Annotated in this window: 20 protein-coding genes; 9 read left to right on the top strand and 11 right to left on the bottom strand. The window is 52.6% G+C overall.

Annotation, left to right across the window (positions count from 1 at the left end):
- Positions 1 to 36: 36 nt before the first annotated feature.
- Together AC2IBB_RS30245 and radC are read right to left on the bottom strand one after the other, a co-directional pair.
- Positions 37 to 345, bottom strand: coding sequence for a helix-turn-helix domain-containing protein (locus AC2IBB_RS30245; protein ID WP_486329108.1), 309 nt, complete (start codon positions 343 to 345; stop codon positions 37 to 39).
- Between the two features lie 29 nt (positions 346 to 374).
- The gene (gene radC, locus AC2IBB_RS30240) at positions 375 to 815 is read right to left on the bottom strand and encodes a RadC family protein (RefSeq protein ID WP_486329107.1); all 441 of its coding nucleotides are present in this window, start codon (positions 813 to 815) and stop codon (positions 375 to 377) included.
- A gap of 577 nt (positions 816 to 1,392) precedes the next feature.
- On the opposite strand from radC, the gene AC2IBB_RS30235 reads away from it, so the two are divergent.
- Positions 1,393 to 1,905 carry a DUF433 domain-containing protein gene (locus AC2IBB_RS30235; RefSeq protein WP_486330372.1) on the top strand — a complete coding sequence of 171 codons (513 nt, stop codon included), beginning with the start codon at positions 1,393 to 1,395 and terminating at the stop codon, positions 1,903 to 1,905.
- Between the two features lie 740 nt (positions 1,906 to 2,645).
- On the opposite strand, the gene AC2IBB_RS30230 is transcribed toward AC2IBB_RS30235, so the two are convergent.
- The 9 genes from AC2IBB_RS30230 to AC2IBB_RS30190 form a co-directional block, all read right to left on the bottom strand.
- Entirely contained in the window at positions 2,646 to 2,903 is a 258-nt protein-coding gene (locus AC2IBB_RS30230; RefSeq protein WP_486330371.1) for a hypothetical protein, read from the bottom strand.
- A gap of 60 nt (positions 2,904 to 2,963) precedes the next feature.
- Positions 2,964 to 3,176 (bottom strand): helix-turn-helix transcriptional regulator, encoded by a 213-nt coding sequence (locus AC2IBB_RS30225; RefSeq protein WP_486334013.1) that lies wholly within the window; start codon positions 3,174 to 3,176, stop codon positions 2,964 to 2,966.
- Positions 3,177 to 3,955: 779 nt separating this feature from the next.
- The gene (locus tag AC2IBB_RS30220) at positions 3,956 to 4,213 is read right to left on the bottom strand and encodes a hypothetical protein (RefSeq protein ID WP_486330370.1); all 258 of its coding nucleotides are present in this window, start codon (positions 4,211 to 4,213) and stop codon (positions 3,956 to 3,958) included.
- A gap of 60 nt (positions 4,214 to 4,273) precedes the next feature.
- Positions 4,274 to 4,495, bottom strand: coding sequence for a helix-turn-helix transcriptional regulator (locus AC2IBB_RS30215; protein ID WP_486330369.1), 222 nt, complete (start codon positions 4,493 to 4,495; stop codon positions 4,274 to 4,276).
- A gap of 333 nt (positions 4,496 to 4,828) precedes the next feature.
- Positions 4,829 to 6,034, bottom strand: coding sequence for a tyrosine-type recombinase/integrase (locus tag AC2IBB_RS30210; RefSeq protein WP_486330368.1), 1,206 nt, complete (start codon positions 6,032 to 6,034; stop codon positions 4,829 to 4,831).
- Between the two features lie 230 nt (positions 6,035 to 6,264).
- A complete protein-coding gene (trpE, locus tag AC2IBB_RS30205; RefSeq protein ID WP_486330367.1) occupies positions 6,265 to 7,740 on the bottom strand; it encodes an anthranilate synthase component I in 1,476 nt (491 codons plus the stop codon).
- 255 nt (positions 7,741 to 7,995) lie between these two features.
- A complete protein-coding gene (locus tag AC2IBB_RS30200) occupies positions 7,996 to 9,039 on the bottom strand; it encodes an ACP S-malonyltransferase (protein WP_486330366.1) in 1,044 nt (347 codons plus the stop codon).
- 54 nt (positions 9,040 to 9,093) lie between these two features.
- Entirely contained in the window at positions 9,094 to 11,331 is a 2,238-nt protein-coding gene (locus tag AC2IBB_RS30195) for a thiamine pyrophosphate-dependent enzyme (protein ID WP_486330365.1), read from the bottom strand.
- Positions 11,332 to 11,400: 69 nt separating this feature from the next.
- Entirely contained in the window at positions 11,401 to 12,588 is a 1,188-nt protein-coding gene (locus tag AC2IBB_RS30190; protein ID WP_216737669.1) for an acyl-CoA dehydrogenase, read from the bottom strand.
- Between the two features lie 142 nt (positions 12,589 to 12,730).
- Here AC2IBB_RS30190 and AC2IBB_RS30185 point away from each other — a divergent pair, with 142 nt between their 5' ends.
- The 8 genes from AC2IBB_RS30185 (at position 12,731) to AC2IBB_RS30150 (ending at position 24,907) form a co-directional block, all read left to right on the top strand.
- On the top strand, positions 12,731 to 13,600 hold the full coding sequence (locus AC2IBB_RS30185) for a LysR family transcriptional regulator (protein ID WP_486330364.1): 870 nt from the start codon (positions 12,731 to 12,733) through the stop codon (positions 13,598 to 13,600).
- A 168-nt stretch (positions 13,601 to 13,768) separates the two neighbouring features.
- A complete protein-coding gene (locus AC2IBB_RS30180; protein ID WP_486330363.1) occupies positions 13,769 to 14,350 on the top strand; it encodes a hypothetical protein in 582 nt (193 codons plus the stop codon).
- A gap of 106 nt (positions 14,351 to 14,456) precedes the next feature.
- Positions 14,457 to 17,828, top strand: a complete 3,372-nt coding sequence (locus AC2IBB_RS30175; protein ID WP_486330362.1) for a hypothetical protein — start codon at positions 14,457 to 14,459, stop codon at positions 17,826 to 17,828.
- The gene (locus tag AC2IBB_RS30170) at positions 17,825 to 19,009 is read left to right on the top strand and encodes a DUF1266 domain-containing protein (RefSeq protein ID WP_486330361.1); all 1,185 of its coding nucleotides are present in this window, start codon (positions 17,825 to 17,827) and stop codon (positions 19,007 to 19,009) included. The genes AC2IBB_RS30175 and AC2IBB_RS30170 overlap by 4 nt, the downstream gene beginning before the upstream one ends.
- 213 nt (positions 19,010 to 19,222) lie before the next feature.
- Positions 19,223 to 21,430 carry a type I secretion system permease/ATPase gene (locus AC2IBB_RS30165; RefSeq protein ID WP_486330360.1) on the top strand — a complete coding sequence of 736 codons (2,208 nt, stop codon included), beginning with the start codon at positions 19,223 to 19,225 and terminating at the stop codon, positions 21,428 to 21,430.
- A complete protein-coding gene (locus AC2IBB_RS30160; protein WP_486330359.1) occupies positions 21,427 to 22,797 on the top strand; it encodes an HlyD family type I secretion periplasmic adaptor subunit in 1,371 nt (456 codons plus the stop codon). The genes AC2IBB_RS30165 and AC2IBB_RS30160 overlap by 4 nt, the downstream gene beginning before the upstream one ends.
- Before the next feature lie 475 nt (positions 22,798 to 23,272).
- Positions 23,273 to 24,172 carry a hypothetical protein gene (locus AC2IBB_RS30155; RefSeq protein ID WP_486330358.1) on the top strand — a complete coding sequence of 300 codons (900 nt, stop codon included), beginning with the start codon at positions 23,273 to 23,275 and terminating at the stop codon, positions 24,170 to 24,172.
- Positions 24,173 to 24,190: 18 nt separating this feature from the next.
- A complete protein-coding gene (locus AC2IBB_RS30150) occupies positions 24,191 to 24,907 on the top strand; it encodes a hypothetical protein (RefSeq protein WP_486330357.1) in 717 nt (238 codons plus the stop codon).
- Positions 24,908 to 24,918: the final 11 nt, after the last annotated feature.

Here is a 24,918-nt window from a genome sequence, read left to right as displayed (position 1 = left end):
TGAATATCAATGGTCAGCATATTTTCGGATTGGTGATCAAAGCTCCTTGATACCCTGTCTAGCTGGAGCTAAGCCCGTTTCGATTAACAGCAGGCGCCATGCCGCATAGGGAATGGGACGATAATTCGCGTTATCTTCGGCTGAGCACCAACGCCGTATGCTGCGGGAATCAACACCCATTAACTTTGCAGCGGCGGCTCCGCTTAGTCCTGCAATCCGTAACGCCTCCCGGATGTCCTGAGCCGTAGGCGGCTGATAGTCCGCGCTGGAATAGGGCTCCAGCGATTGAGGGGTTATCCTTTCCGCATGCTCCGAATCTCCATAAATCCCATTTTCTTCTGACATACCGTTAACCTCTGTGGGGCGTAACGGACCTATAGAAGCCCGTTATCAACGAAACTGTATTTATCCGTTCCGCCGATGATGACGTGATCTAAAACCCGTACATCAAAAAGACTGAGTGATTTCTTGATATCTTGGGTCAGTCGGATGTCTCTTTGGGAAGGGCTTGTCATCATCGAGGGATGGTTATGAGCGAGAATCACCGCCGCCGCATTCAGGGCCAGCGCTTTTTTTGCGATTTCCCGAGTATGGACGGTGGACTCGTTAAATGTTCCTCGGAACATGGCGTCAAATTCTATCAGCCGGTGTTTGTTGTCCAGAAACAGGACGCAGAACACTTCATGATGCAATTCGGCCAATTTCAATTTGAGGAAGTTGTAAGCAAGCTGGGGGCTGGTGACGACAGCGCCGGGCTGGCGTAGTCGGTTGGCTAAGATGGTTAATGCCTGCTTGATAATTTGATCGCCTTTCATCGTATTTCTCCGGTTGTTGACCCACCGTGGCGGGCTCTTTGATTGACCCACCGACAGCGGCGGGCTCTTGAATATAGGCATGCGAATAGTAGAACCCTGAACAATTCATGTAAATGCAGAAGTAGCGGGGTGTGTTCACAAACCTCCTATTCCTGAGAGCAGCCCTTTGAGCTGCTATGGATAATGTCCCTTGACTTGGCTTTGATATCGAAATTCAGAGGAGGCGCTACCTGCTTGGATTCTCCAGGTCTTTCATTAGGGGAAAATAATTAGACTGTTAGATGGTTAGCCTCGTTGGAAATGCATATCGTTAAATCCAATTTTTCGACCGCGCCGAGTGAATAAGCAAAATAGCCGTATGTCAAAAAATACATAGGGCTATGGTAGATTCTAATAAGGTGTCCATATAGCGGAGTAAGGGAAGTCAATAAACATGGAGGTATAGCTCCGTATAGCGGAATAAAGGCTGTGAATAATAGGGCCTGTTAGACCGAATGACGGAGTAAGTTAATCCACGTGACGGAATAGAGAATTTTAATTCGTCGTCTTGGCGGCGGTTTATTCACAGGAGGTGAATATGGCTTCTTTGCATGGGTTGTTGTTGGAGCAAGGCGGTAAGTGTTTTTACTGCCGAAATCCGCTCATAGCTGAAAACGCCAGTATTGATCATGTGTTGGCCAAATCCCTTGGTGGTGGAAATGGTCGCGATAACGAGGTGGCGTGTTGTAAGCGTATGAATCACCTGCTTGCCGACATGACGCCGAAACAGAAACTCAATGCTATCCTGGCATACTGTGGCGGCATGCCTTGTGGTGAAGATGTATCCGCTCCTATGCGGGAAAGTGAACTGGCGGGCGTTTGCGTTGACGCTCAGGTCAGACAGGGCAAGCCTTGTATTACGGGCTCACAGATTGCCGTCGCTGACGTGCTGACTTTCCTGGCGGATGGGATGTCTGTCGGAGACATTCTGGAGGAGGTTCCCAGCCTTACCGTCGCCAAGGTGCGGGCTGCCTTGCTGTATGCGGCTGAAAGATTAAGCGGCGATATGGCAAACCGCGACTCCAAACGGCGTATTTTGCCCGAAAAATGAAAAAACGATCTAAGTAAATGGTTTTTTATGTCTGGATATACGCCTGAACGCCCGCATAATCCGTTTTCTCGCTCAGTCCCGCCATAGGTTGCGCCCATTCCAAAAATACCTCTTATAACGAACCTCAGGCCGTATTATGATTTTTATTGTTTGGATGATTCGTCATTGAGCAACAACCCTTCATGATAGCGCCGAGGATTGTTTCTGCGCTCGGTCAGGCTTTAGCGATAAATCATGCTGCTGCGTATCCTGCCCTGGAATATCGAGCATATAGCATGATGATGGGTAAGATCATTCAGTGGCGGTGATCATAATGGTTGGACGTCTGCATACCTAGCCGAGCTACCTCGTTGGCGTTAGGTTCGTTCGCATGCGCTATGCCTTTTGTTTCCCGGTATTTGGGGATCGACCTCCAGTTCGAGTGGTGGAGTTTCTCATTTCTCTGCCTCGTAATGGTGGAGTGGTTAGATTTTTATCCGGACTAAATTGTTGCAGACTCTCTGTTGGCGCAGAAATAATCCAATCGCTTCCGACCATCTATATCGTCATTGTCGTTTAAAACGGATTTGGTGGTTTACTTCGGGGTGGAGTGGCGACACTCAGGCTGGCGAGTGTGGGAAGTGTCGGAGGTGATTGCTAGTTATTTATTGAGGGGGCGAAAAAACGGCCCAGAAACAGGGCCGTAATAAGTTCTCGTCATCACCTTGAATAGTCTCCGGTTAGCCGGAAACCTCTTAAGCTTAGTGGTGAGCTTGCTGCTTGCCATGGTTGGGTGACGTGAGTGGCCAATCCTGCTCTTCAAAGCAGAGGCATAGGCGATCTTCCAGGGCGGAGATATCCTCCAGGCGATTCCGTAGCAACCAGAATAGATCGCCTTTGATTCTCCCGCTCAACACTTCGTCTCCCTCGCAGTCTGCTGACAGCGCCACGACTAACGCCGACGCCTGCGCCGTGAAGCGTCCCATGTCGTCTAAAATATCCGTGAATTCGTTATGCATCTTCGTTGTTCCTGCATTTAGATTGGTCTGGACTATGTTGGCTTATCATACTGCCGTGTCTCAGTGCTTCGTTTCCTTTCGGTTTACCCATTGAGCGTACGGCACGCCCGCTTTTAGGGAGGCCTGCCAGTCGTCCAGTGAGGACTCAAACCAGCCCACGGCCCGATCACCCAAGGATACGGGAGGAGGAAAGCTGCCAGAGGCTACGCGCTCGTAAATTGTCGATCTGGAAAGGCCTGTTAACTTGGTTGTTTCTTTAATTCTGAAAATCATTTCCGCCATGCTTTATCGGACTCCTTGGCTCGAAAACGGATGTTGTAAATCGTCGCGAAATGATACTGGTATCCGTTTTATTATCAACAAAATCAAATGGTTAAAATGTTTTGGATGACTGATTTAGACCGTATCAGTCGCTTTAGGAGCAAATACGAAAAAGGGCGCTTCTTACCAATGTGCAAGAATGTGATCTAATGAGTAATAATGTGCATGGCGCTAGTTTTAGCCAGCGGCATTGTTACGGTCTGGTAATGTTGGAACGAAGCAAAAGGGAAAGGCGGCTATGTAACGCTGTGTCGCTAGATAATGCTCTGAGGGTATGGGGAAATGCAACTCATGCATAAAAATGTGTTGTTATTGGAGCTTATCTGAAACGTTTATAGGCTTTGCTCTCCACGCAAGAGATTGAAGGTGTCGGCATATGGACGGTAAAGAGCTTTGTCCTTTCGAGTCTTAGCGTTGGTGGTAGGTGGCCTGATAATGATTAGGGAGCCTTTCGGTGGCGGTGCTTGTGGTGGTTAGGTTTTTATCCGGGCTAAATTGTCGATGACTCTCTGTTGGCGCAGAAATAATCTAATCGCTTCCGACCATCTATATCGTCATCGTCGTTTAAAACTGATTTGGCGGTTTGCTTCGGGCTGGAAAGAGTGGGAAGTGTCAGAGTGGGCCGAGGGCTTTCAATTACTGAGGCGGAAAAAAAAGGCCCAGAAACAGGGCCGTTATAAGTTCTCATCATCACCTTGAATAATCTCCGGTTAGCCGGAAACCTCTTAAGCTTAGTGGTGAGCTTGCTGCTTGTCATGGCTGGGTGACGTGAGTGGCCAATTCTGCTCTTCGAAGCAGAGGCATAGGCGATCTTCCAGGGCGGAGATATCCTCCAGGCGATTCCGAAGCAACCAGAATAGATCGCCTTTGATTCTCCCGCTCAACACTTCGCCTCCCTCGCAGTCCGCTGACAGCGCCACCACTAACGCCGACGCCTGCGCCGTGTAGCGTCCCATGTCGTCTAAAATATCCGTGAATTCGTTATGCATCTTCGTTGTTCCCGCATTTTAATTGGCCTGGACTATGTTGGCTTATCATACTGCCGTGTCTCAGTGCTTCGTTTCCTTTCGGTTTACCCATTGAGCGTACGGCACGCCCGCTTTTAGGGAGGCCTGCCAGTCGTCCAGTGAGGACTCAAACCAGCCAACGGCCCGATCACCCAAGGACACGGGAGGGGGAAAGCTGCCATTAGCAACACGCTCGTAAATGGTTGATCTGGAAAGGCCAGTATACTTGGCTGTTTCTTTAATTCGGAAAATCATTTCCGCCATACCTTATCGTTCTCCTTTGAGCCGGAATGTTCATTTATGAAGTGCTGAGAATGATATCTTCAAAAACAAAAATGTCTAATATAAACATTCGGTTAGTGTTTTTGTTTGGACGGATCATGTCGTTTTTTAGTGCATTAAGTGAGCGGTCTGGTGTGGGCGGATGAGGGTAATAATGGTTATGTGCAAAAAGGACTAGTCCCTTCGTGTTTTGTTTATAAACTCATTACCATATGGTTAGGTTTATTGCAGAAGTTGTTTGAACGAGCCGGATAGGGATTATCCGGCGAGCTGAGCACGGGGGAGGCTATGCGGTTATCGTTGCACTTCTTAAGTTCAACATGTCATTACGGGAGGGGTTGTCTGTTTGTCGATAAAGTCAGCCCACTGCTGCATCATGGATCGTCTATCTTCTAAGTATTCGGCTTGGTTATAGCTTGCCCGAGATTTATTGCGCTCTTGATGTGCTAGTTGGCGCTCAACAATATCGGCTCTAAACCCTAACTCGTTCAGTATCGTGGATGCAGTTGCTCGGAAGCCGTGTGCAGAAAAACCTATACCCTCTTTGCCGTTGAAGCCCATCCGCTCCAATGCTCGATTTAATGTTGTTGGCGTCATACATGTTTGAGGATTGCGGTAGTTTGGAAAAAGAAAATCCCTTCCGCCTGTGTAAGTATAAAGTTCTTTTAGCAGCTCCACAGATTGCTGGGATAATGGAACAATATGAGGCTCCCGCATCTTCATTCGCTCAGCGGGTATGCGCCATTCCGCTCGGTTGAAGTTAATTTCTGCCCATGTGGCTGCTCTTAGTTCTACAGTACGAACGAAAGTGAAAAGCATTAACTTTATTGCAATTACAGTGGTTCGATATCCGCCGAATTGGTTTAAGGCGTTTAATAGTTCAGTTATTTGCTCAGGGGTTAGGGGTTTGCTGTGAACGGTTTTAGGCTTATGAATGGCGCCTTTTAGCGCTGCGGCTGGGTCGGTGTCAGCTCTTAGCGTAGCGACAGCATATCGAAATATAGCAGAAGTCCATTGTCGAATGAGCAACGCGACAGTTGAAGCTCCGCGCTCCTCTACATTTCGTATGATTTCTAAAAGGTGAGCTGCAGTTATACTCCGCATTGGGAGGTTACCAATAGACGGATAAACATCCCTGCCCAGAAATCTCTCTACCTGCCTTAGATAATATGGGCTCCAGCCAGAGCGCTTTTTGCTTATCCATTCCATTGCAACCACTTTAAATGTGTTCGCATTTTCGGCTTGTTTGGCTAGCTGCAAAGTCTGTCTGTTATGCGCAGGGTGAACGCTTTGTTTGACTAGTTTGCGAGCTTCGTCGCGCTCACACCTCGCTTCGGCTAGTCCAACTTGAGGGTATTCTCCAATAGCGTAAACATTTTCTTTGCCGGAAATACGATACCGGTAGCGCCAAAGCTTAGACCCTGTCGGTCGTATTTCTAGATAAAGCCCATTGCTATCCGTAAGTTTGATGGGTTTATTGCCGGGTTTTGTATTTCGGATTTTGGCATCTGTTAATGGCATAAAGCGGGTATCCTCCTTTTGATACCCGCGAAGATACCCGCTTTTTAATTGGGTGGCAATGGACGACAGTGTACGTTACTGTCGCTTAACTTATTGTTATTGCTGTACTGATGGTGTGTTTTTTGTGTTCTCTGGATGACTCTGGATGGCTATGATGATTATCAATCATCACCAACATGTTCAAACCCTCAAAATTCTGTCTGTGTATTCGCCGTCATGTGATCGCAGGCTCATAGCCCTTTTTGCGCCATAGCCACGGCGCGGAACACGGCGCGGCCTTTGTTGAGGGTTTCCTTCCATTCCAGGCGCGGCACGGAATCGGCGACAACGCCGGCCCCGGCCTGAATATAAAGCGTCTTGTCCTTGATAACCGCTGTGCGAATGGCGATGGCGGTATCCATGTTGCCGTTCCAAGACAGATATCCGATGGCGCCGCCGTAGACGCCGCGCTTAACTGGCTCCAATTCGTCGATGATCTCCATGGCGCGGATTTTTGGGGCGCCGCTCAGCGTGCCGGCGGGCAGGGTGGCGCGCAGTACGTCAATGGCGCTCAAGCCCTGACGTAGTTTGCCGGTGACGTTGGAGACGATATGCATCACATGAGAGTAACGCTCGATCACCATCTTGTCGGTCAGTTCGATGCTGCCGATATCGCTGACGCGGCCGACATCGTTGCGGCCCAGATCGATCAGCATCAAATGCTCGGCGAGTTCTTTGGGGTCTGCCAGCAGCTCTTCTTCCAACGCTTTGTCTTCCACCTCGGTGGCGCCCCGCTTACGAGTGCCGGCGATAGGCCGCACGGTGGCGACGCCGTCTTCCAGGTGGGCGAGAATTTCCGGGGAGGAGCCGACTACATGAAAATCCCCAAGATCCAGATGGTACATATAAGGAGAGGGGTTGAGGCAGCGGAGAGAACGATACAGGTTGATGGGTTCGGCGGTGAAGGGGACGGACATGCGTTGGGAGATCACCGTTTGCATGACGTCTCCCGCCAGCACGTATTCCTTGATCTTCTCCACAGCGGCTTCGAAGTTCGGCTGCGTGAAACCGGAAGCGAAATCCTCTTCGGCAATTTGCAGGTCTTGCTGGACATGCAGGTTATGCTCGGGAATGGGGCGTCGCAATAGCGTTTCCAGTTCATCCAGACGGGCCTGGGCGCGTTCGCTGGCTTCCGCTGCGCCGGGATCGACATGATGAATCAGCATCAGGCGGCCGCTCAGGTTATCGAACACCACCAGCTCATCCGATACCATCAACAGAATATCCGGCGTGCCCAGTGGGTCCGGCGGCGTGCTTTTGGCCAGCTTCGGTTCAATGTAGCGAATGGTGTCGTAGCCGAAATAGCCCACCAGTCCGCCGTTGAAACGGGGCAGGCCCTCTACGTCCGGCACTTTGAAACGTTGCTGGAAGGTTTCGATATAGGCCAGCGGATCAGCGCTTTCAGTGGACTCGACGAGCGCATTGTCTTCATAGAAATTGATCTGATGGCCGTGAACTTTCAGCACGCTGCGACAGGGCAGACCAATGATGGAGTAGCGCCCCCATTTATCGCCGCCCTGAACGGATTCCAGTAAGTAGGTATAGGGCGCATTGGCCAGTTTCAGATAGGTGGACAGCGGGGTGTCCAGGTCCGCCATTACTTCGCGGACGACCGGGACGCGGTTATATCCCGCCTGATGATAGGCGGCCAATTGTTCGGGTGTCATGATGAATCTCGCCTCCGAGCTCGAATAAGCTAAGCACTAAAATACAAAGATTTGAAATATAGGCATGCCGATGAAACGGCAAAAAAAGATGTGCGGCGCCTAGCGCCATCGAGTCCAGACGGAGGAGGGAAGAAAGATGTTCAGGACGTTTTTTATATTCACTGAAACCTGGGTCTCTGGTGCATGAACAGTATCGTAACCGCCCAGTAGCTTACAAAAGCTCTGGCGGTGAATCAACAGGCAAAATCCCCGGCGTTATTTTTTACGCAGGGGAGCCGCTTGTTCATCACGTCCCATGGCCAGCAGAACCGGATCGGCGCTCTGTCTTGCGGAGAAGCTGTGTTTATCCTCGACGCCGCGCCAGTGAATGCGCGCCATGGTTTGCGCCACTGAGCCGCCCAGGGTGTCGCCGGGACCGAGTACGACAACGCGATCCGGGGAGAATTCTTTCAGCGTGACTTCCACTGCTTTGGTGAAATCATAGGTTTCAACGACCTGATGGCCCAGCGTGTAATCCCACAGCGCCTGCGTGTCCGTGCTCCAAGGCGTCCAGATGACGCCGCGTCCGTCCACTAACGGCGTCTGGGGCGCGCGAAACAGCGCGGAGGCGAGGTCCCGGCGAGCCTGCTGCATAACGGGTTTTTGCAACGGCGTATGGAACGCGGCGTGGTTGTGCAGTTTCAGCGGGAAGCGCTCCTGCTCCGGGGGCAGTTGCGCCATCATCATTTTGCAGGCGCGGTCGCTGCCGGCCAGCACCAGCATGCCGCCCAGCTCAATGGAAATAAAGGCTTCTTCTGCGCCCAGTTCGTCATTGATGTCATTAAGAAGCGCCAGAACCTGTTTGCGCCGACCGGGCAGCGGATTCCATTGCGGGTCGAGCAGGGTGTAAACCAACTGGCCGCCGATAAGCGCGTTGTGCATCGCCACGCCCATATGATTGATCAGGTGCAACGCGTCCATGGGCGCCAGCGCTCCGGCGCAGGCCAGGGCGATGTACCAGCCCATACTGTTGCCGGTGACGGCGACGATATCGTAGCGATCGTGATCGATACTGAGAAAGTCCGCGTAAGCGCAGGCATAGATTAGGGCGGATGCGTTGTCCCCGGACGAGTGCTCTTTCAGCGAATATTTGTCGCGGCCATCCAGGTCGCTAAGCGTCGCCTGTCCCTGTTGCGCGCGATAGGCGTCGAACTCGCTGAGCAGGGCGAATCGGTCGCCATGATTGCGTTTCAGGTAGCCCAGTTCATTTTGGTTGTAGGTGCCGCGACCAGGGCAGACTATGGCGATTCTTTCTTTCATCTTATGTTCCGCACGCTGTTAATCGTCTCTGCGAGTTATTCCGCTTTTGTCCGGTTATTCCGCTTTGGCTAACAGGATATGGCCGAGCAGGGCCCTGGCCGCCTCGACGATGCCGTCTCTGTCGGGCAATGTGCAGGTGGCGGCGCGACCCAGGGGGATGAAGGAGTCTTCCGCGCACAGGCGGCTGACTTGCGTACGATCCCAGCCGGATTCCATGAGCAGAGTCATGATTTCCTCGCTGACAGATCCGGTGCGTCGGCACTCATCCACCACCAAAATCCGCTCACAGCCTTCAATGGCTTCTAGCAATGCGTCCTCGGGCAACGGTAATAGCCAGCGGAGATCGATGATGCGCAGGCGAACGCCATCCTGCTCCAGCTCTTTCGCCGCCTGACGGCTCAGGTAGTAGCCATTGCCGTAGGTGATGATCGCCAGGTCCTTACCTTTGCCCCATTGACCAACTTGCCCGAAGCCAATGTGCTGGTTTTCCTGTGGCGGTAAGTAGGGGTAAGTCCACTGTCCGTCGCTTTCTTCATGTAAATCGCGGGTCATGTACAGGGCGATGGGTTCGAGGAATATCACCACGCGTTGTTCTTCGCGGGCCAGCCGGACGGACTCGCGCAGCATGGACACTGCGTCCCAGCCGTTGGACGGACAGGCCACAATCAGGCCGGGGATATCGCGAAATACATTAAAGGAGTTGTCGTTATGGAAGTGTCCGCCAAACCCTTTCTGGTAGGCCAGACCCGCAATGCGCACCACCATGGGGTTGGTGAATTGCCCTTGCGAGAAAAAGCTCAGGGTGGCGGCTTCACCGCGCAGCTGATCTTCGGCGTTGTGCACATATGCGAGAAACTGGATTTCCACGATGGGCAGCAAACGGTTGTGGGCGACGCCAATGCCCAGGCCGAGAATGCTTTGCTCGTCCAACAGCGTGTCGATGACGCGGTGGGAGCCGAACTTCTCCTGCAACTTCTGGGTGACGCCGTATACGCCGCCTTTGCGGCCGACATCTTCACCAGCGAGGATGATGTCGGTGTGGCTTAGCATCAAGTCGCTGAGCGCCCAGTTAATAAGGCGGGCGGTATGTTGCGGCGATTCCATCTGCACACGCTCGCGGGCGAATATGCGCTCGCGCGCTTCCTGGTAAGCGTTATCGTATTCCGTTTGCGGCGCTGCGACGCGGCGTGGCGGCGTCAGACTGGCCATCACGGATTTGCTGGTCAGTAATTTGGGGCGCTTGATGGCTTCCTCCGCCACCTTAACCACGCGCTCTGTGGTGCTGTGATACATCTCGATCATGTCGTGGGCGCTCAATATCCCATGCTCAATGAGAATGCGCGCTGAGTGCAGTAAGGGGTCTTGCGCTTCATGAGCTTCGATTTCTTTCATGCTCAGATAAGCTTGCTGGGCGTCGGAGCCTGCATGCCCCATCAGGCGTACGCAGGACATATGCAGAAATGCAGGTTCGCGGCGCTTTCTGACAATGCTCTCAGCACGGTAGGCCGTGGCGTAGACATCCGCAAAATTCAGTCCGTCGCAACGCAGATAGTGCAAACCGGGGCGGCGGCTCATATTCGCTTCCACCCAGCCCTGGGGGGTGCGTACGGAAATGCCGATGCCGTTATCTTCGCAGACCCACAATAAGGGCAGCGGTACACGCTGGTAAGCAGTCCAGCATGAGGTGTTAATGGCTCCCTGCGCGGTTGAGTGGTTCAGCGACGCGTCGCCAAAACTGCACAGAACCACCGCGTCGTCAGGCATTTCGCCATTGAGCCTGAGGCGGCGGTTGAGGCCGATGCTGTATGCCGCGCCCACCGCTTTTGGCAGGTGCGAGGCGATGGTGCTGGTTTGCGGCGGAATAAACAGCGATTTCGAGCCCAGCACTTTATGTCGTCCGCCGGCGATAGGATCTTCCGCGGACGCAGCGAAACTGAGCAGGAAATCCCAGGCGATAGTTTGCCCTGGAACCTGTTTGCTGCGCTGAATCATAAAGGCGGCGTCCCGGTAATGCAGAAAGGCCATGTCGTTGTGCCGGAACGCCGCAGCAATGGCGGCATTGCCCTCATGGCCGGAGCTGCCAATGGTGTAGAAACTTTCTCCCCGCGCCTGCAACTTGCGCGAGTGCAGATCCAGAATGCGCGAGAGCGCCTGGGATTCGAATATCGCCGCCGCCTGCGCCGGACTTAAGCCAGCCTGTTGCGGCGAGGTGGCGGACAGCGGGGTGGGTAGATCCCCTGCGCTGACGCGACGAAGAAAGTTTTGTTCCACCACTTCAGCCCGGTTTTGCATGAAGAGCTACCTCAGCCTGATTCAGTTCTTGGAAAAGCTGTTTATATCCTGATGGCGGGGAGCCGGCGCTTACGCGCCGGTGAATGCCTGGATGCCGGTTTGCGCACGTCCCAAAATCAGGGCGTGGATATCGTGCGTGCCCTCGTAAGTGTTCACTGCTTCAAGGTTGCACACATGGCGTATGACATGGAATTCGTCGGCAATGCCGTTGCCCCCGTGCATATCGCGGGCGACGCGGGCGATATCCAGGGCTTTGCCGCAAGAGTTGCGTTTGATCAGAGAAATCAGTTCCGGCGCGCAGCGGCCTTCGTCCATCAGGCGGCCGGCCTGTAAACAGCCTTGCAGGCTAATACTGATTTCCGTCTGCATGTTGGCCAGTTTCAGCTGAATGATCTGATTCGCCGCCAACGGACGGCCGAACTGTTTGCGGTCAAGGCAATACTGACGCGCCTGAGTCCAGCAAAACTCCGCAGCGCCCAAAGCGCCCCAGGCAATGCCATAGCGAGCTTTGTTAAGACAGCCGAAGGGGCCTTTCAGACCGGAAGCGTTGGGCAGCATGTTGGCTTCAGGAACGAAGACGTCGTCCATCACGATTTCGCCGGTAATCGACGCGCGCAGAGAGAACTTGCCTTCGATTTTCGGCGCGGTCAGGCCTTTCATGCCTTTTTCCAAAATGAAGCCGCGTATTTCCCCATCCAGCTTCGCCCATACCACCATCACATCGGCGATAGGGGAGTTGGTGATCCACATTTTGGTTCCTTTCAGCAGGTAACCGTCGGCGACGCGTTCAGCGCGGGTGCGCATGCTGGCGGGGTCGGAGCCGGAGTCAGGCTCAGTGAGGCCGAAGCAGCCCACCCACTCGCCGGAAGCCAGCTTGGGCAGGTATTTCTTACGTTGATCTTCGCTGCCGTAGGCGTAAATAGGATGCATCACTAGTGAAGATTGCACGCTCATGGCGGAGCGATAGCCGCTATCCACCCGCTCTACTTCGCGCGCCACCAGTCCGTAGCTGACATAGTTGGCGCCGGCGCAGCCGTATTCTTCGGGCAAAGTGCAGCCCAACAGACCCAATTCACCCAGCTCGCTCATGATCTCCCGGTGGAAGATCTCCTTACGGTTGGCTTCAAGGATGCGAGACATCAGTTTTTCCTGCGCATAGTTTCGCGCCGTGTCCCGAATCATGCGCTCGTCGTCGGTCAGCTGGGTCTCCAGCAGAAACGGATCGCTCCAGTCGAATTGGGGTTTGCTTGCGCTCATTGGATCACCTTTTCCTGAATTGGGTTCGCGCCATACGCGCGCCATTTTAGGTCTAGCATACGAGCGCTGTTGGTAAAGTAGAAATATTATTTATATGCATGTGATATAGTTAATTCCTATATCAAAAGCCGGGGCGCCCACTATGGATCTACGAGAACTGCGGTACTTCATTGCGGTGTATGAGCTGGGCTCCATTTCTGCCGCTGCAAGGCGTTGTTATGTGGCGCAACCTTCTATCTCCGCCGCTATTCAGCATTTGGAGGCGCATCTGGATACGCTGCTGTTTTCCCGTCACAGCAAAGGCGTTTATCCCAGTGACTCAGCGCAGCGTCTGTATCCCCTGGCGAAAAAGCTCACTGGCGAGGCGCAGGCGATATCCCAACTCTTTCGCAACAAGCCTCAGCCTATGCCTTTTTCCCTTGGCCTGATGCGGTCTTTGGGGGCCGAGCGCATGAGTTTTTTGCTGAAAGAGCTGATTCAATCGGTGGAGTCGCTTGAGCTGAGTCTGGTGAATCCCGAAGAGCCCTGCGACGCTCGTATTATCACGCCGGCCTACCTGCGTGAAGACGAACGCTTTCAACCTATCTGGCTCGACCGTTATCTGTTGGCGCTGCCAGCGGGGCATTCGCTCAGTCTGCAGGAACAGGTGACATTGGAGGAGCTGGATAATCTGCCCTTTATTCATCGCAGCCCATGTGACGCCCTGGAAAGCCTGCAGCAGGAGTTGCGACATCGCAAAATCAGCTTCCTGAAACGGGCGAATATCCGCACGATTGAGTACGCGTTGGGCCTGGTCAGCGCTGGCGTAGGCGCTGCGCTGGCGCCGGACTGGCCGGAAACCCGTGAGCGTAAGGACATCGTATTGCGCCCTCTGGTCGATGTTAAGTTAGAGCTGGAAATTGGTCTGGCGTATCCGAAAAAGCGCGCCATGGAAGGGCCTTTGGCCTGTCTGCAAGGATTGTGTCTAAGGCGCTGGGAAGAGGCGGGGACCCAGGAACGTGCTGGCGGATGACGGGTTATGAGTAAAAACGCCGCTTGGTTTGGCTGTGCTATCGCCAAAAATGCGCAGGGCGTATCGACATGCAAAACAGAGCCTATGTTTGACGATAGGGCTCTGCTAAGTTTAGACATGCTCTTTCTAAACATTCCCACCTTTATCTTGACCAACGGATGAGAAGTTATGGCGTTTTCCAAACTTGAACAGAACATACTGAAAGCGAAAGGCCTCAGCGAAGACAACATTCAGGCGTTAGTGGACGCAGGGATAGAAAGCAAACAGGACTTCCAAACCGTTGGCGACGCCGGCACGCTGGCCGCACTGTCCGGCCTTGAACAAAGCGTCGCCGCGGAGGTCATGGCTTGGGCGATTGGCCCTCAAGCAGCCACTATGTCCTCCTCTTCCTCAACTTCTTCCGCCTCTGTTTTAAATCCTTCCGTTGTTGTTGAAAGCGCGGACATCGTGAAGTGCGCCCATTGTCAGCATCGCCAGCCCAAAGACTACAAAAGCGGCGACCTTTGCGTGTCCTGCGGACGTCAGGTCGAGCGCTTCGCCACCTGTCACTGGTGCGCGGCGTCCGGTCCCGGTAATTTCTGCCGTTCCTGCGGCGCGGAGTTCGTACCGGTGGCGGACTTTGAAATTGCGGTATTGCTCAAGCGAGAAGGCGTCGCCAAAGACCAGATCGCGCAACGGGTGCGTGATCTGTCCACAGATGAAAAAGACACCCTGTGGGGACGCATCCGTAGTTTGCGCGGCCACTCTTAAGCGCTGGCTATTCCGCTTTCTGCGCAGCGCTGGCGCGCTGCGTATCTGTTTGCATCATCGATTGACGTGAGACGGGTTGCGTCATGTTTCAGTACAGGTGTTTCCAATGGATGTAATGTATTGCGAGCAATGCCACGCGAAGCAGCCTAATGATTGGCGCGCTGGCGACAGTTGTGTGGAGTGCGGCGGGGTTGTGCGCTCGGATGTGCGCTGCGGCTGGTGCGCGAAGTTGACGGCGCCGGGTAAGTTCTGTCGGCAATGCGGTTTCGAAATGACCGATGCGGAGCACTACGGCGTCGCGCGTATGTTGAAGCAGGCCGGAGTGGATCAGCTGCAGTTAAGGGAGCGTTTGCTGAGCCTGCCGCAGGATCGTGTCGACCATTACAACAGCCTGTACAATCAGCATCTCACCCTGGCTCTGAATCGCATTGACGAGCTGCGTTTATGTCAGCGTTACCTGACGTTCAAAGAGCACGTTTTCAATCTGGAAAATGAGCTGATCGGCCATCTGCCCTGGAATGACCAACAGACCGCCCTGATGAAGTCGGGGCCGCAAGGTCCATTCGAAAATCAGATTGAACGTCTTTCCGAAATCGCGGCTGCAAGTCCCTTGTCCTCCACCCGAATCCTCGCTTTCATCGCGTGGGTGCGTTGCCCGACTATTGAAATCAATGAAGAGTTGGAAAGCCATTGGTTTGACGCAGTGTTGGCGGCTATGCAGGTCGGCGGTGTCATTGCCGCGGAGGCGTTTAGTGTCCTCGGGCACTGGCGGGCGCAAGGACGTCTGGCTGAGTCTGGGCCGCTAAGGCAGCCTGAGCGCGCCCAGGAATGTCTGCAGGCTATGTTCAGATTATGGAAGACGCACTCAGGCACTGGAAACCCCTGGCTGGCCTGCGCACTATTGCATCTTTCCAGACTCTGCGAGCTGAATCTGCCGCAAGCTGAGCAGGAAGACGTTATTTCCCAGGTCAACGAGGCCTTGACGTCTGCGGAGCCGGATCTTCGTTGCTCGGCCGCTTTGTTGCTGGAGCATGAAGCAGTGCTTGCCGAATGCCTCAATTCGCCGCTGTCCTCCCTGGTATGCAAAGCAATCGTCGTATTGGCGCGCCAAGGCTCAGCCTCGCTGGCTTCTTATGTGTCCCGTCGCGGCGCTCGCTGTGAGTTTCTGTTGTGGCGTTTGATTGAGGAAAGACTTTCGGCTTTGCCGGCGGCGCTAACACTGTCCCTTTGGGGTCTACTGGAAGACGACACCGTAGGAGAACGCTCGCGTCGATACGCCATTCAGATACTCCTGGCGCTACCACAGGAAAAGCGGGATGACTCGCGTATAGCAGCGATTTGTCAGCGCAGCCAGATGTTGGATGGGTTGTACACGATGCTGGCTATTGGCGATGCAAGCGCCCAACGTTGCGCCTTGGAGGCGATGGGAGAGTATCCGATACAGCCGCAGTATCTGGAGGCCATCGCTTACGCCGCATCCCGCACGCCTATGCCGCTGAATATGATCGAGGCATGGCGGAAATTTATACTGGAGGCGATTGGCGCCGGAACGTTGGATCAATACAGCAAAGCCCTGGGACAGATTCTGTGTGGTCAGATTAATCTGGACGGTCATGAAGGCTTTCTGTGTTTGCGCTTTATATTACAGCAGAGCTTTAACGCCAAAGCCCCTCTGTATGCAAACGCCTGTTTCCAGTTGTTGCGCGATTCAGCGGGAACGCGCATGACCTATCGTTCGCCCGAAGACGGCTCCATGATTGAGTTGGAGATGGGGCCGGAGTTCGCGCGCCATTTCTTTGGTTCTGCGGACCTGTTCGCCACACTCTTCTGCGAACTCATTTCCCGGGCGGACGATATGCTGGTGTGGAACTGGGCGCTGGAGCAGTTGGATCGCACCAACTTTGGCGGCGTTCAAGACAGTATCTGGATGCAGATAACGCCCGCCAGACATATGTTGCTGGAACGACTTGCGTTGCAACTGGTTACTCGCTCAGGTCATGGCGACTATGATCGCAGGAAAATAGCCAGATTTATGTTTCAAGCCCCTGCTGGAGCGATTTCACCGCTGGTAAAAGCTCTGGAGACGGTCAGTATCAACGCCGATAACCTGGAAGTGATGTTAGACGGGGAGGATTGCGGCGAGTATTCCGCCAAGCTGGTGGAAAAGATCGTTGAATTCGCCATTACGCAGGAAGATGAGGAGACTGACCGCAAGATGGCGCAGTTCCTCGAATATCAGGCTTATCGTCGCGGCGTCGGAGCATATCATGGGTTACGCACCTTGCTGACGATGGCGTTGACCTATGAGTCTACGACTTTGACCCGTCGCGCCGCGCGGTGGGGGCGCAACCTCTCTTTAGCTCTGCACCGCTACCGGGTCACGCCGGATGGCGAAGAGCGGCCATGTAGACTCAGTGCTCAGTGGGTCACGGACATGTTCCACGATGAGGGCTACTTTCTGCAAAGTCTGATCAATCTGTTTTACGCGCCGCAGCCTTCTATCTCCGCAGCATGGTTTGTGGAGAAAGTGGTGCGGGAAGACGAGGACAACTATCTGGCGACATTGCTGGCGGAGCGACCCAACGCCGCCGCCTACTTCATGTGTAGCGCTCTGAACTTACTGCGCTTCAAGGATCTGGACGAGAATAATGCATACTGGCGTGATTATCTTAGTCGCGCCATGCAAAAGGCGTTTGATGAAAGCTATGTCTCAGAGGAACTTATCTGGCGTCTGGCGACGCTGTCTGACATTTCTTCAGACATGCACTATTACATCGAGAACATGCTGTCTCGATCGCTGCGTTGGCTTGCGCAGCATAAACCGCAGACATGCGGCGATATGGCGCAGGCTCTGTTGGAGCATCCGGCCGTTAATTCAAGCATCCTGTATGTGCTTAAAGACTTCTGGAAAGAATGGGGAGAGGCGTGGCTGGCGGCGCAGGCGGATGACTCAGAGCCTGATCCGGATCAACAGGATGTGGAAGAGGAGATCGAGATAGGTGAGGAAGACGATATTCCCCTCAATGAGTCGCCCTCATTAATTGAACTGGCGGCCCGCTGCGATGGGTCGGAGGCCTGGTTGACGGAGGCTTCGGAGCGACTCTTCGCACCGGAAGATGATGCGTTGTCGGTGGTGCTGGGGAGTATGTGCGGCCATATAGATGCATTGAAAAAGGCTGTGGCCGGCTCGCCTGGCGCGGCCAATACATTGTTCGCCCAGCTAACGCGGCTGGTGACGCACGCCGGCGATTTGCCGGAAGACGAAGGCATGACGATTTTTTATCAGGCGCTGACTCTGTTTCAACAACTGGCGGAGGGCAGTCCTTTTCGCTACCCCTACATGCTGCAATTAGCCGAATTTCATCAGGCGCGGGAGCGTGGGCAGGTGTATGAGTTTAACCTTAACCAGATGTTTGAAGCCCTCTCCGACGATACCTGGCGGGCGATGTCGCAACAGTACAAAGGAACGCTGCAATGATTAGTCGTAACGAGGTCAGTGAAGCCGTTATCCAGCGTGTCGTGGACGATCCAGTGTGGCAGCCCTACTGGCTGGTGAGCCCGGCGGAAGAGGTTCCCTATCATCGTGTAGCGCAGGTATCTCTGGGCTTGCACACGATTCGTTGGCAGTACAATCTGGAAAAAGGGCAATACTACTTGTTGCCTCTGCGAGTGGACGGCGCTCTGTTTCAAGAGTGGCTCAGTAACAACGCCATCATGGGCTGCATCCTGTGGACGCACTGCGATATTGAAACGGTGGCGGAACACCTTCGAACCCGCCGCGACGCAGGCGAAGAGGAATGGCCGCCAACGGATATGCAACAATGGGCCTGGACTTTGGCGGGGCTGACGCCTCAAGGCGTAGAGCGCTTTTTGGGGCCTATCGAATCGCTTTGGGCTCACCAGAAAGATGGAAGCTGGCGTGTTTTTACCAATCCATCCCCTTGCAGTCCTGCTGAATTGGCGGTTTCCACTCATAAGCCAAAGCCTTTGTCGGAGAGCCAGCTGTGGGCGCTGGCGGTTCCCGCTATTCTCACTGAGTTTAATCGCGCCCGGCATGACCTGTTAGGTAGCGAAATTACTACCCCGGAGAGTATTCAGTCCTGGAAAGAAGGACTTAAAGACTGGTGGTCGGTGACGGACAGGGAGAGTTTGCTGGAAACCTTGGACTGGCTGTTGGAAGGCGGCCACCGGGCAGGGTTCAGTAAGCTGCGCGAGCAGGTCATGCAACTGGACGCAGAACAGTATCAGGCGGCCTGGGACGCGAATGAAGATGAAGAGTTGCGCGCCAATATGAAAATCATCCGCCGCTATTCCAACGCGCTGGGAGAGCCCGGTATCGCCTCCTGGGATATCGGACGTTATATCTCCCTGTGCCGCTGGGGCTATCTGGTGGGAATGCTGCCGGAAGAAGAAGCCTGGGAGCGCATCCTGCATGCGGCGAGAGCGGTGCAGGGCATGTACCACAGCTGGCGGCAAATGGGTCTGGGTTATGTTGTGGGTCGTATGTACTGGCAGTCCGACGCCAGTGACGAACATATGACAAAGTTTTTCAATTTGCTGCGACGCCAGACAGTCAGTCCCGACAGCTATTGGGTGAAGCTGCCTTGGGACCTTGATCTTGGCGGAGAAGAAGAGGAAAACCATGGCGCGGTGCATTAGCCGCGCCTGTTTCCTACAGGCTTCATTGCTTCAACCCTGTCACACAATCGTCAACTCCTGTCGTTTTACTTTGACATAATTTCTCCTTCTTACAATAAGGAGACTGGCGACGGGAATGTCGTTGCAGTTTGTCATTTTTCTAGTTGATAGAGGCGGGTGATCAAAATATAATCCGCCCCCGCTTACTCACCGTTAGTTGTCATGGTAGTCAGGATGTCTGAAATAAATTCCACAGGGGGGTTGGATACCGGCCTCGCTGCGTTGGTGATGTTGGCACGGTTTCACCAAGTCGCCGCCGATCCCGCCCAGATTCAACACCACTTCGGTACTCACGAAAACGCCTTTACTGAACAGGCGCTTATCCGTGCTTCCCGACATCTCAAACTGAAAGCCAAAGCGTTTACTTCTTCCTGGGAGAAACTGGCGCATATCGCTTTACCTGCGATAGCTGCGACGCAAGACGGACGCTATGTTGTGCTCGCGCGCGCAGCGGAAGATAAAGTTCTGATTCAGGACCCGGCGGGTCAGGGGCCGCAGACTTTATCTAAAGAAGAGTTTATGGAACTCTGGTCAGGTCGCCTGATTCTTATTACAAAACGTTCAGTGTTGCCGGGCATGAGCGGGAAGTTCGATATCAGTTGGTTTATTCCCGCTATTCTCAAATATAAATCCCTGTTGCGGGATGTCATCATCGCCTCGTTTTTTATTCAGCTTTTTGCGTTGATTACGCCTCTGTTCTTTCAGGTCATTATTGATAAGGTGCTGGTGCATAAGGGCTTAACCACACTGGATGTGCTCGCTTTTGGTCTGGTTGTCCTCTCTATATTTGATGTGGTGTTGAACGGTCTGCGGAACTATGTGTTCAGCCATACCACGAACCGGGTTGATGTGACGCTTGGCTCCAAGCTGTACCACCACCTGATTCATCTGCCGATTTCCTACTTCCTCATGCGTCAAGTGGGCAATACCGTGGCCCGGGTGCGGGAACTGGATACGATCCGCAACTTTATTACCAGTTCAGCGTTAACCTTGGTGATCGACCTGTTCTTCACCATCGTCTTTTTTGTAGTGATGTACTTTTACAGCCCGACTCTGACTTGGGTAGTGCTGGGTTCGATACCTTTCTATGTGGCGCTGTCCGTCTATATCACGCCAATCCTGCGCAATCGTCTGGATGAGAAGTTCAAGCGCGGGGCGGAGAATCAGGCGTTTCTCACTGAGTCCGTCTCCGGCATGGAAACGGTCAAAGCCATGGCGGTGGAGCCGCAGATGCAGCGTCGCTGGGAAGAGAATCTGGCGGCGTATGTCGCGGCTTCTTTTAAGGCGAATAACCTTGGCAATATCGCCAGCCAGTCGGCGCAGTTGATTAATAAAGTCGTAACGGTATTAATTCTGTGGATTGGCGCGACGTTGGTGATGCAAAACGAGTTGAGCATCGGCCAGCTCATCGCATTTAACATGATCGCGGGACGCGTTAGCGGTCCCATTCTGAAACTCGTGCAGCTCTGGCAGGACTTCCAGCAGGCGGGAATCTCTATTGCAAGGTTGGGCGATATTCTCAATACGCCGACCGAGCCAGGACATAATCCGAATCGCACGACGCTCCAGCAAATTCAGGGGCAGGTCAGCTTGGAGAACGTATCATTCCGCTACAGCCCGGATCAGCCTCATATTCTTCGTAACCTGTCCTTGGATGTGAAACCGGGAGAGGTGATCGGCATCGTCGGCCGCTCCGGTTCAGGGAAGAGTACGCTAACCAAGCTGGTCCAGCGTCTTTATGTGCCTGAAGCCGGCAGAGTGCTGGTGGACGGCGTGGACCTGGCGCAAATGGAGCCCGCCTGGTTGCGTCGTCAGGTGGGGGTTGTATTGCAGGAAAACCGTTTGTTTAACCGGTCGGTGAAAGACAACATTGCCCTGGTTGATCCAAGTTTACCCATGGAGCGCGTTATCCAGGCCGCGAAACTGGCTGGCGCTCATGAGTTTATCGTGCAGCTGCCGCAAGGTTACGACACGATCGTGGGCGAGCAGGGCGCGTCTCTGTCTGGAGGTCAGCGTCAGCGCATCGCCATCGCTCGGGCGTTGATCTGCAATCCGCGCATTCTGATTTTTGATGAAGCCACCAGCGCCCTGGACTATGAATCTGAGCGAGTCATTCAGGAAAACATGCGGCATATGTGTCGTGGGCGCACAGTATTCATTATTGCGCACCGGCTTTCCACCGTCCGTCAGGCGGATCGCATTATTGTGGTGGATAAGGGCGAAATTGTAGAAAGCGGCAATCACGATCAATTGCTGCAGCAAGGCGGTTATTACACCAAACTCTATAGTTATCAGAATCATACCCCTGCAATACGCAAAGTTGAGACGACTGCTCCAGCGGATGCGATTATCGGCAATGCTGAGAAGGGAGGCGCACAATGAGTCAGGCGCAACCGCAACCAAAGAAAAAAGAAGTTTTATCCCAGCAGGAGATTCTGGAGTTTCTGCCGGCAGCAATCGAAATTGAGCAAACACCTGCGTCCCCGCTGGGTAGAGCCATTCTCTGGGCGATCGTATTGTTGTTCACCATTGCAGTGATATGGGCTTGTTTCGGTAAGATAGACATCGTCGCCGTTACCCAGGGTAAGGTCATTCCCAGCGAGAGGGTCAAAACTATTCAGCCGCTGGAAACCGCTGTCATTTCCAAGATTCATGTTAGCGACGGCCAATCGGTAAAGGCTGGCGACTTGCTGATTACCCTGGATGGCGCGCAGGCGGAAGCGGACTTGCGTCGATTGGACGGCGAGTGGCGGGAAAGCGCCGCGCAATCGCAACGCTATAAAGCCATGGCCGACTGGCTGCAGCAAGAACGTTCAGTCTCTCCAGTCATGCCAGAGGATGATGCGCTACCGGTCAATCTGCAGCAACAACATCGCAACCTGTTGCAGCAAGAGGCCGCAGAGTTCACCGCCCGACTGAACGCGTTGGAGCGTGAAGCGGCGCGTCTCAATGCGGAGCATGAAATGACCGTGGCTGAAATCACCAAGCAAAGCCGGATCATGGAAGTGTTGCGAGAGCGGGTGAACGCGCTGGACGTCATGCAAAATCGCAAGCTGGGCTCCCGTGTTCAATATCTGGAGCTCAAGCAGGAGCTGATTGAAGTCGAACAGGATCTGGCTGTGCAACAGGCGCGTTTGAAGCAGCTCGGCGCTTCACTCGCCGCCAATGAAGCTCAGCAAGAAACCCTGTTGCATGAACAGTATAAAAATACGTTGGCGCAATGGCGGGAAGCAGACACCCGAGCCGCCTCGTTGCAGGAAGAGCGAATCAAAGCGGATCAACGCAGCCGCCAAACCCGCCTGACCGCTCCCATCGACGGGACCGTGCAGCAATTGGCGGTGCACACCGTCGGCGGCGTCGTTACGCCTGCACAGGAACTGATGCTGATCGTTCCAGAGCACAGCGAAATGGAAGTGGAAGCGTTGGTGGTTAACAAAGACATCGGCTTCGTTCAGGAAGGTCAATCCGCCGAAGTAAAAGTAGATACCTTTAATTTCACCAAGTATGGAATTATCGACGCAGAACTCGTCGATCTTTCCGACGACGCCATCCAGGACGAAAACCTCGGACTGGTCTACAAAGCCAGACTCAAACTCAAACAAGATGGACTGACGGTGGAAAACAAATACGTCCGCCTAAGCCCCGGCATGTCCGTCACCAGTGAAATCAAAACCGGTCAAAGACGCTTGATTGAATACTTCCTGTCTCCGTTGTTGCGGTATAAGCAGGAGAGTTTGGGTGAGAGGTGATATGAAAAATTTGGTGTTAATCCTGCGCATTTCGCTTGGAATAAAGTAACTGAGGAAAAACCAGATTGGTTTCTAGATTTTGTCGCTGACTCAATACTATTTGATTCAGCCGTTAATATAAATCTTAGTGCAGATCCAGGATGGGCGGAGAGCCAAATAGTCCGAAAATTTGACCATCTTTAACTTGTTTGTGGGGACGAATAACCGAGGCTGCTTTAATTACTGAACTCACTGAAGTAAGGCTGCGCATAAATGTTGAATTTTCAATGTTTAAAGGAGTTCACTTTGTGTTGCTTTTCATGTACTGTGCTACCCCGATTTTGGTATGGGATATTGTGTGATTTCTATATTTCAATAGTCGCTTCATTGGTGTTTTGAATATTTTATTCTGGTATTGTCCTTGATTGAACGCAATGATTTTTTGGTCTAGTGCCAGTTTGACGTTTTTTGCTGTTAAGTTAATAAAGGTAGCTGAATGGTCTGTTCCTACTATGTTCGCATTGCTCTCATTTTGGCTGGAATACTCTTTGCTTCGTTAGCTCGCTCAGCGGTGCTTGCGAAAAATACATACAGGGCTTGGTACGGTGATATTGACGGTGATGGTAAGGGCGACTTATACCTCCAGTCCATGCCTAATATGGTAATTGTCGCATCAGAAATAATTATTCCTATTGCGCTAGAGTCTGGGTTTGAACATATGGAAATGCTTGGCGGAGCTGATGGGAAGCTGGGGTCTTTGCGGTTTGGTATTGATCTTGACCCTGTAGACTATGGAATGATCGAGCTGCTCATAATTACTGGTGACTTTTATGGAGATGAAAACCCTGAAATATTGATACAAAGTAAACAAGCTGACAAGGATTCATATTTATTGTCGCAATCAGGGAATGGACTGCAGAAAATTCAAGCGCTGGGTCGTGATAACGATGCGATAATTTCTAGTGATATTGGTACCATTATAAATAAAGATGTGAATTTGGACGGTAAGGATGACTTATTAATATATGACGATGAAAATATTTCCCGTGTAATACTGGGGGGGGATAACGGATTTGTACTTCCCGAAGAAGAAAAAGAAGACCCGACTCCTGAAATGGTGTTCAAAGACTTCACGGCTGCTTTAGTTGAAGGAAATAATAGAAAAGCTCTTGGCTATATCTCCCCTTCATCTAGAGGGCGCTATTCAAGAGTTTTTGATGAGTTGGCTGGACGTATTAAAAGCGTTGCGGAAGGCTTTTCTTCCCCTACAAAGCTATCCATTAAAAGTAATTATGCAGAACTTATTGTAACCCAGTCAGTGAATGGGAAAAAGTATGTTCATATATGTGCTCTGTATAAAAATGCTCTGGGGCGTTGGTATATTGAAAGCTTATAGGGATTTGATTTTTTTTTTATGTTAATGTATGGCAGAGTAAGGTTCTATATTGGTTTGGGGTTGGCTGCTTTTCTTGTTTGTGTTGTATTGAAATGTTCTAATTTTTTTAATGCCAGATATATCACTTATGCTGTATATGCGTTGTTGGGAGGGGTTGCGTCACGCCCAATATCGGGGGTGGTCATTGACTCCGAGACAGGAAAGGCCCTGGAAGGTGTGGCTATATTGGCTCACTGGGATAAAGTTGGCTGGCACGGCTCAATTGATGAACGTATAGCAGTAATTGAGACCGCTTCTGCTCCTGATGGAAGCTATACACTTCAACCATGGGGACCAAAATTGTCATTGGTAGCCGATGTTACGCTATTGAGATATCCAAGAATATACTACTTTAAAGTAGGCTATTATCCCCTCGCGGTAGGAGAGGCGCTTGCGCCCTCCGTTAAAGATAAAGAAGTTGATCGGTTAAGGCTGACTTCCAGCTGGGATGGTAAAACAGTCGCCATGCAACCTTTGAAGGAGCATGGTATGCCAAAATATGTGGAAGCTGTATCTGTCTTTGCTGCGGATATAAGTATTATTTTGTATGAAAAAGAAGGTGACTGTTACTGGGAGTCGTTCCCAGTCACTATTTTAAACTTTCTTGAAGCAAGGGACTATTTTCTGAAGAAAGGAACTGCTTCAGGAATTCCAGATTATGATCGGTTCTTGTGTGTATCTTCAAAGTCAATTTAAAGTAGTTAGGA

The sequence above is a fragment of the Hahella sp. NS-SX17 genome (genome assembly GCF_057367735.1).
This window is presented reverse-complemented; position numbering and strand designations above follow the sequence as displayed.

Coding starts and splice junctions, on each gene's coding strand:
- AC2IBB_RS30245 (WP_486329108.1), bottom strand. CDS start 345: ATGTCAGAAGAAAATGGGATTTATGGAGATTCGGAGCATGCGGAAAGG.
- radC (WP_486329107.1), bottom strand. CDS start 815: ATGAAAGGCGATCAAATTATCAAGCAGGCATTAACCATCTTAGCCAAC.
- AC2IBB_RS30235 (WP_486330372.1), top strand. CDS start 1,393: ATGGCTTCTTTGCATGGGTTGTTGTTGGAGCAAGGCGGTAAGTGTTTT.
- AC2IBB_RS30230 (WP_486330371.1), bottom strand. CDS start 2,903: ATGCATAACGAATTCACGGATATTTTAGACGACATGGGACGCTTCACG.
- AC2IBB_RS30225 (WP_486334013.1), bottom strand. CDS start 3,176: ATGATTTTCAGAATTAAAGAAACAACCAAGTTAACAGGCCTTTCCAGA.
- AC2IBB_RS30220 (WP_486330370.1), bottom strand. CDS start 4,213: ATGCATAACGAATTCACGGATATTTTAGACGACATGGGACGCTACACG.
- AC2IBB_RS30215 (WP_486330369.1), bottom strand. CDS start 4,495: ATGGCGGAAATGATTTTCCGAATTAAAGAAACAGCCAAGTATACTGGC.
- AC2IBB_RS30210 (WP_486330368.1), bottom strand. CDS start 6,034: ATGCCATTAACAGATGCCAAAATCCGAAATACAAAACCCGGCAATAAA.
- trpE (WP_486330367.1), bottom strand. CDS start 7,740: ATGACACCCGAACAATTGGCCGCCTATCATCAGGCGGGATATAACCGC.
- AC2IBB_RS30200 (WP_486330366.1), bottom strand. CDS start 9,039: ATGAAAGAAAGAATCGCCATAGTCTGCCCTGGTCGCGGCACCTACAAC.
- AC2IBB_RS30195 (WP_486330365.1), bottom strand. CDS start 11,331: ATGCAAAACCGGGCTGAAGTGGTGGAACAAAACTTTCTTCGTCGCGTC.
- AC2IBB_RS30190 (WP_216737669.1), bottom strand. CDS start 12,588: ATGAGCGCAAGCAAACCCCAATTCGACTGGAGCGATCCGTTTCTGCTG.
- AC2IBB_RS30185 (WP_486330364.1), top strand. CDS start 12,731: ATGGATCTACGAGAACTGCGGTACTTCATTGCGGTGTATGAGCTGGGC.
- AC2IBB_RS30180 (WP_486330363.1), top strand. CDS start 13,769: ATGGCGTTTTCCAAACTTGAACAGAACATACTGAAAGCGAAAGGCCTC.
- AC2IBB_RS30175 (WP_486330362.1), top strand. CDS start 14,457: ATGGATGTAATGTATTGCGAGCAATGCCACGCGAAGCAGCCTAATGAT.
- AC2IBB_RS30170 (WP_486330361.1), top strand. CDS start 17,825: ATGATTAGTCGTAACGAGGTCAGTGAAGCCGTTATCCAGCGTGTCGTG.
- AC2IBB_RS30165 (WP_486330360.1), top strand. CDS start 19,223: ATGTCTGAAATAAATTCCACAGGGGGGTTGGATACCGGCCTCGCTGCG.
- AC2IBB_RS30160 (WP_486330359.1), top strand. CDS start 21,427: ATGAGTCAGGCGCAACCGCAACCAAAGAAAAAAGAAGTTTTATCCCAG.
- AC2IBB_RS30155 (WP_486330358.1), top strand. CDS start 23,273: ATGGTCTGTTCCTACTATGTTCGCATTGCTCTCATTTTGGCTGGAATA.
- AC2IBB_RS30150 (WP_486330357.1), top strand. CDS start 24,191: ATGTTAATGTATGGCAGAGTAAGGTTCTATATTGGTTTGGGGTTGGCT.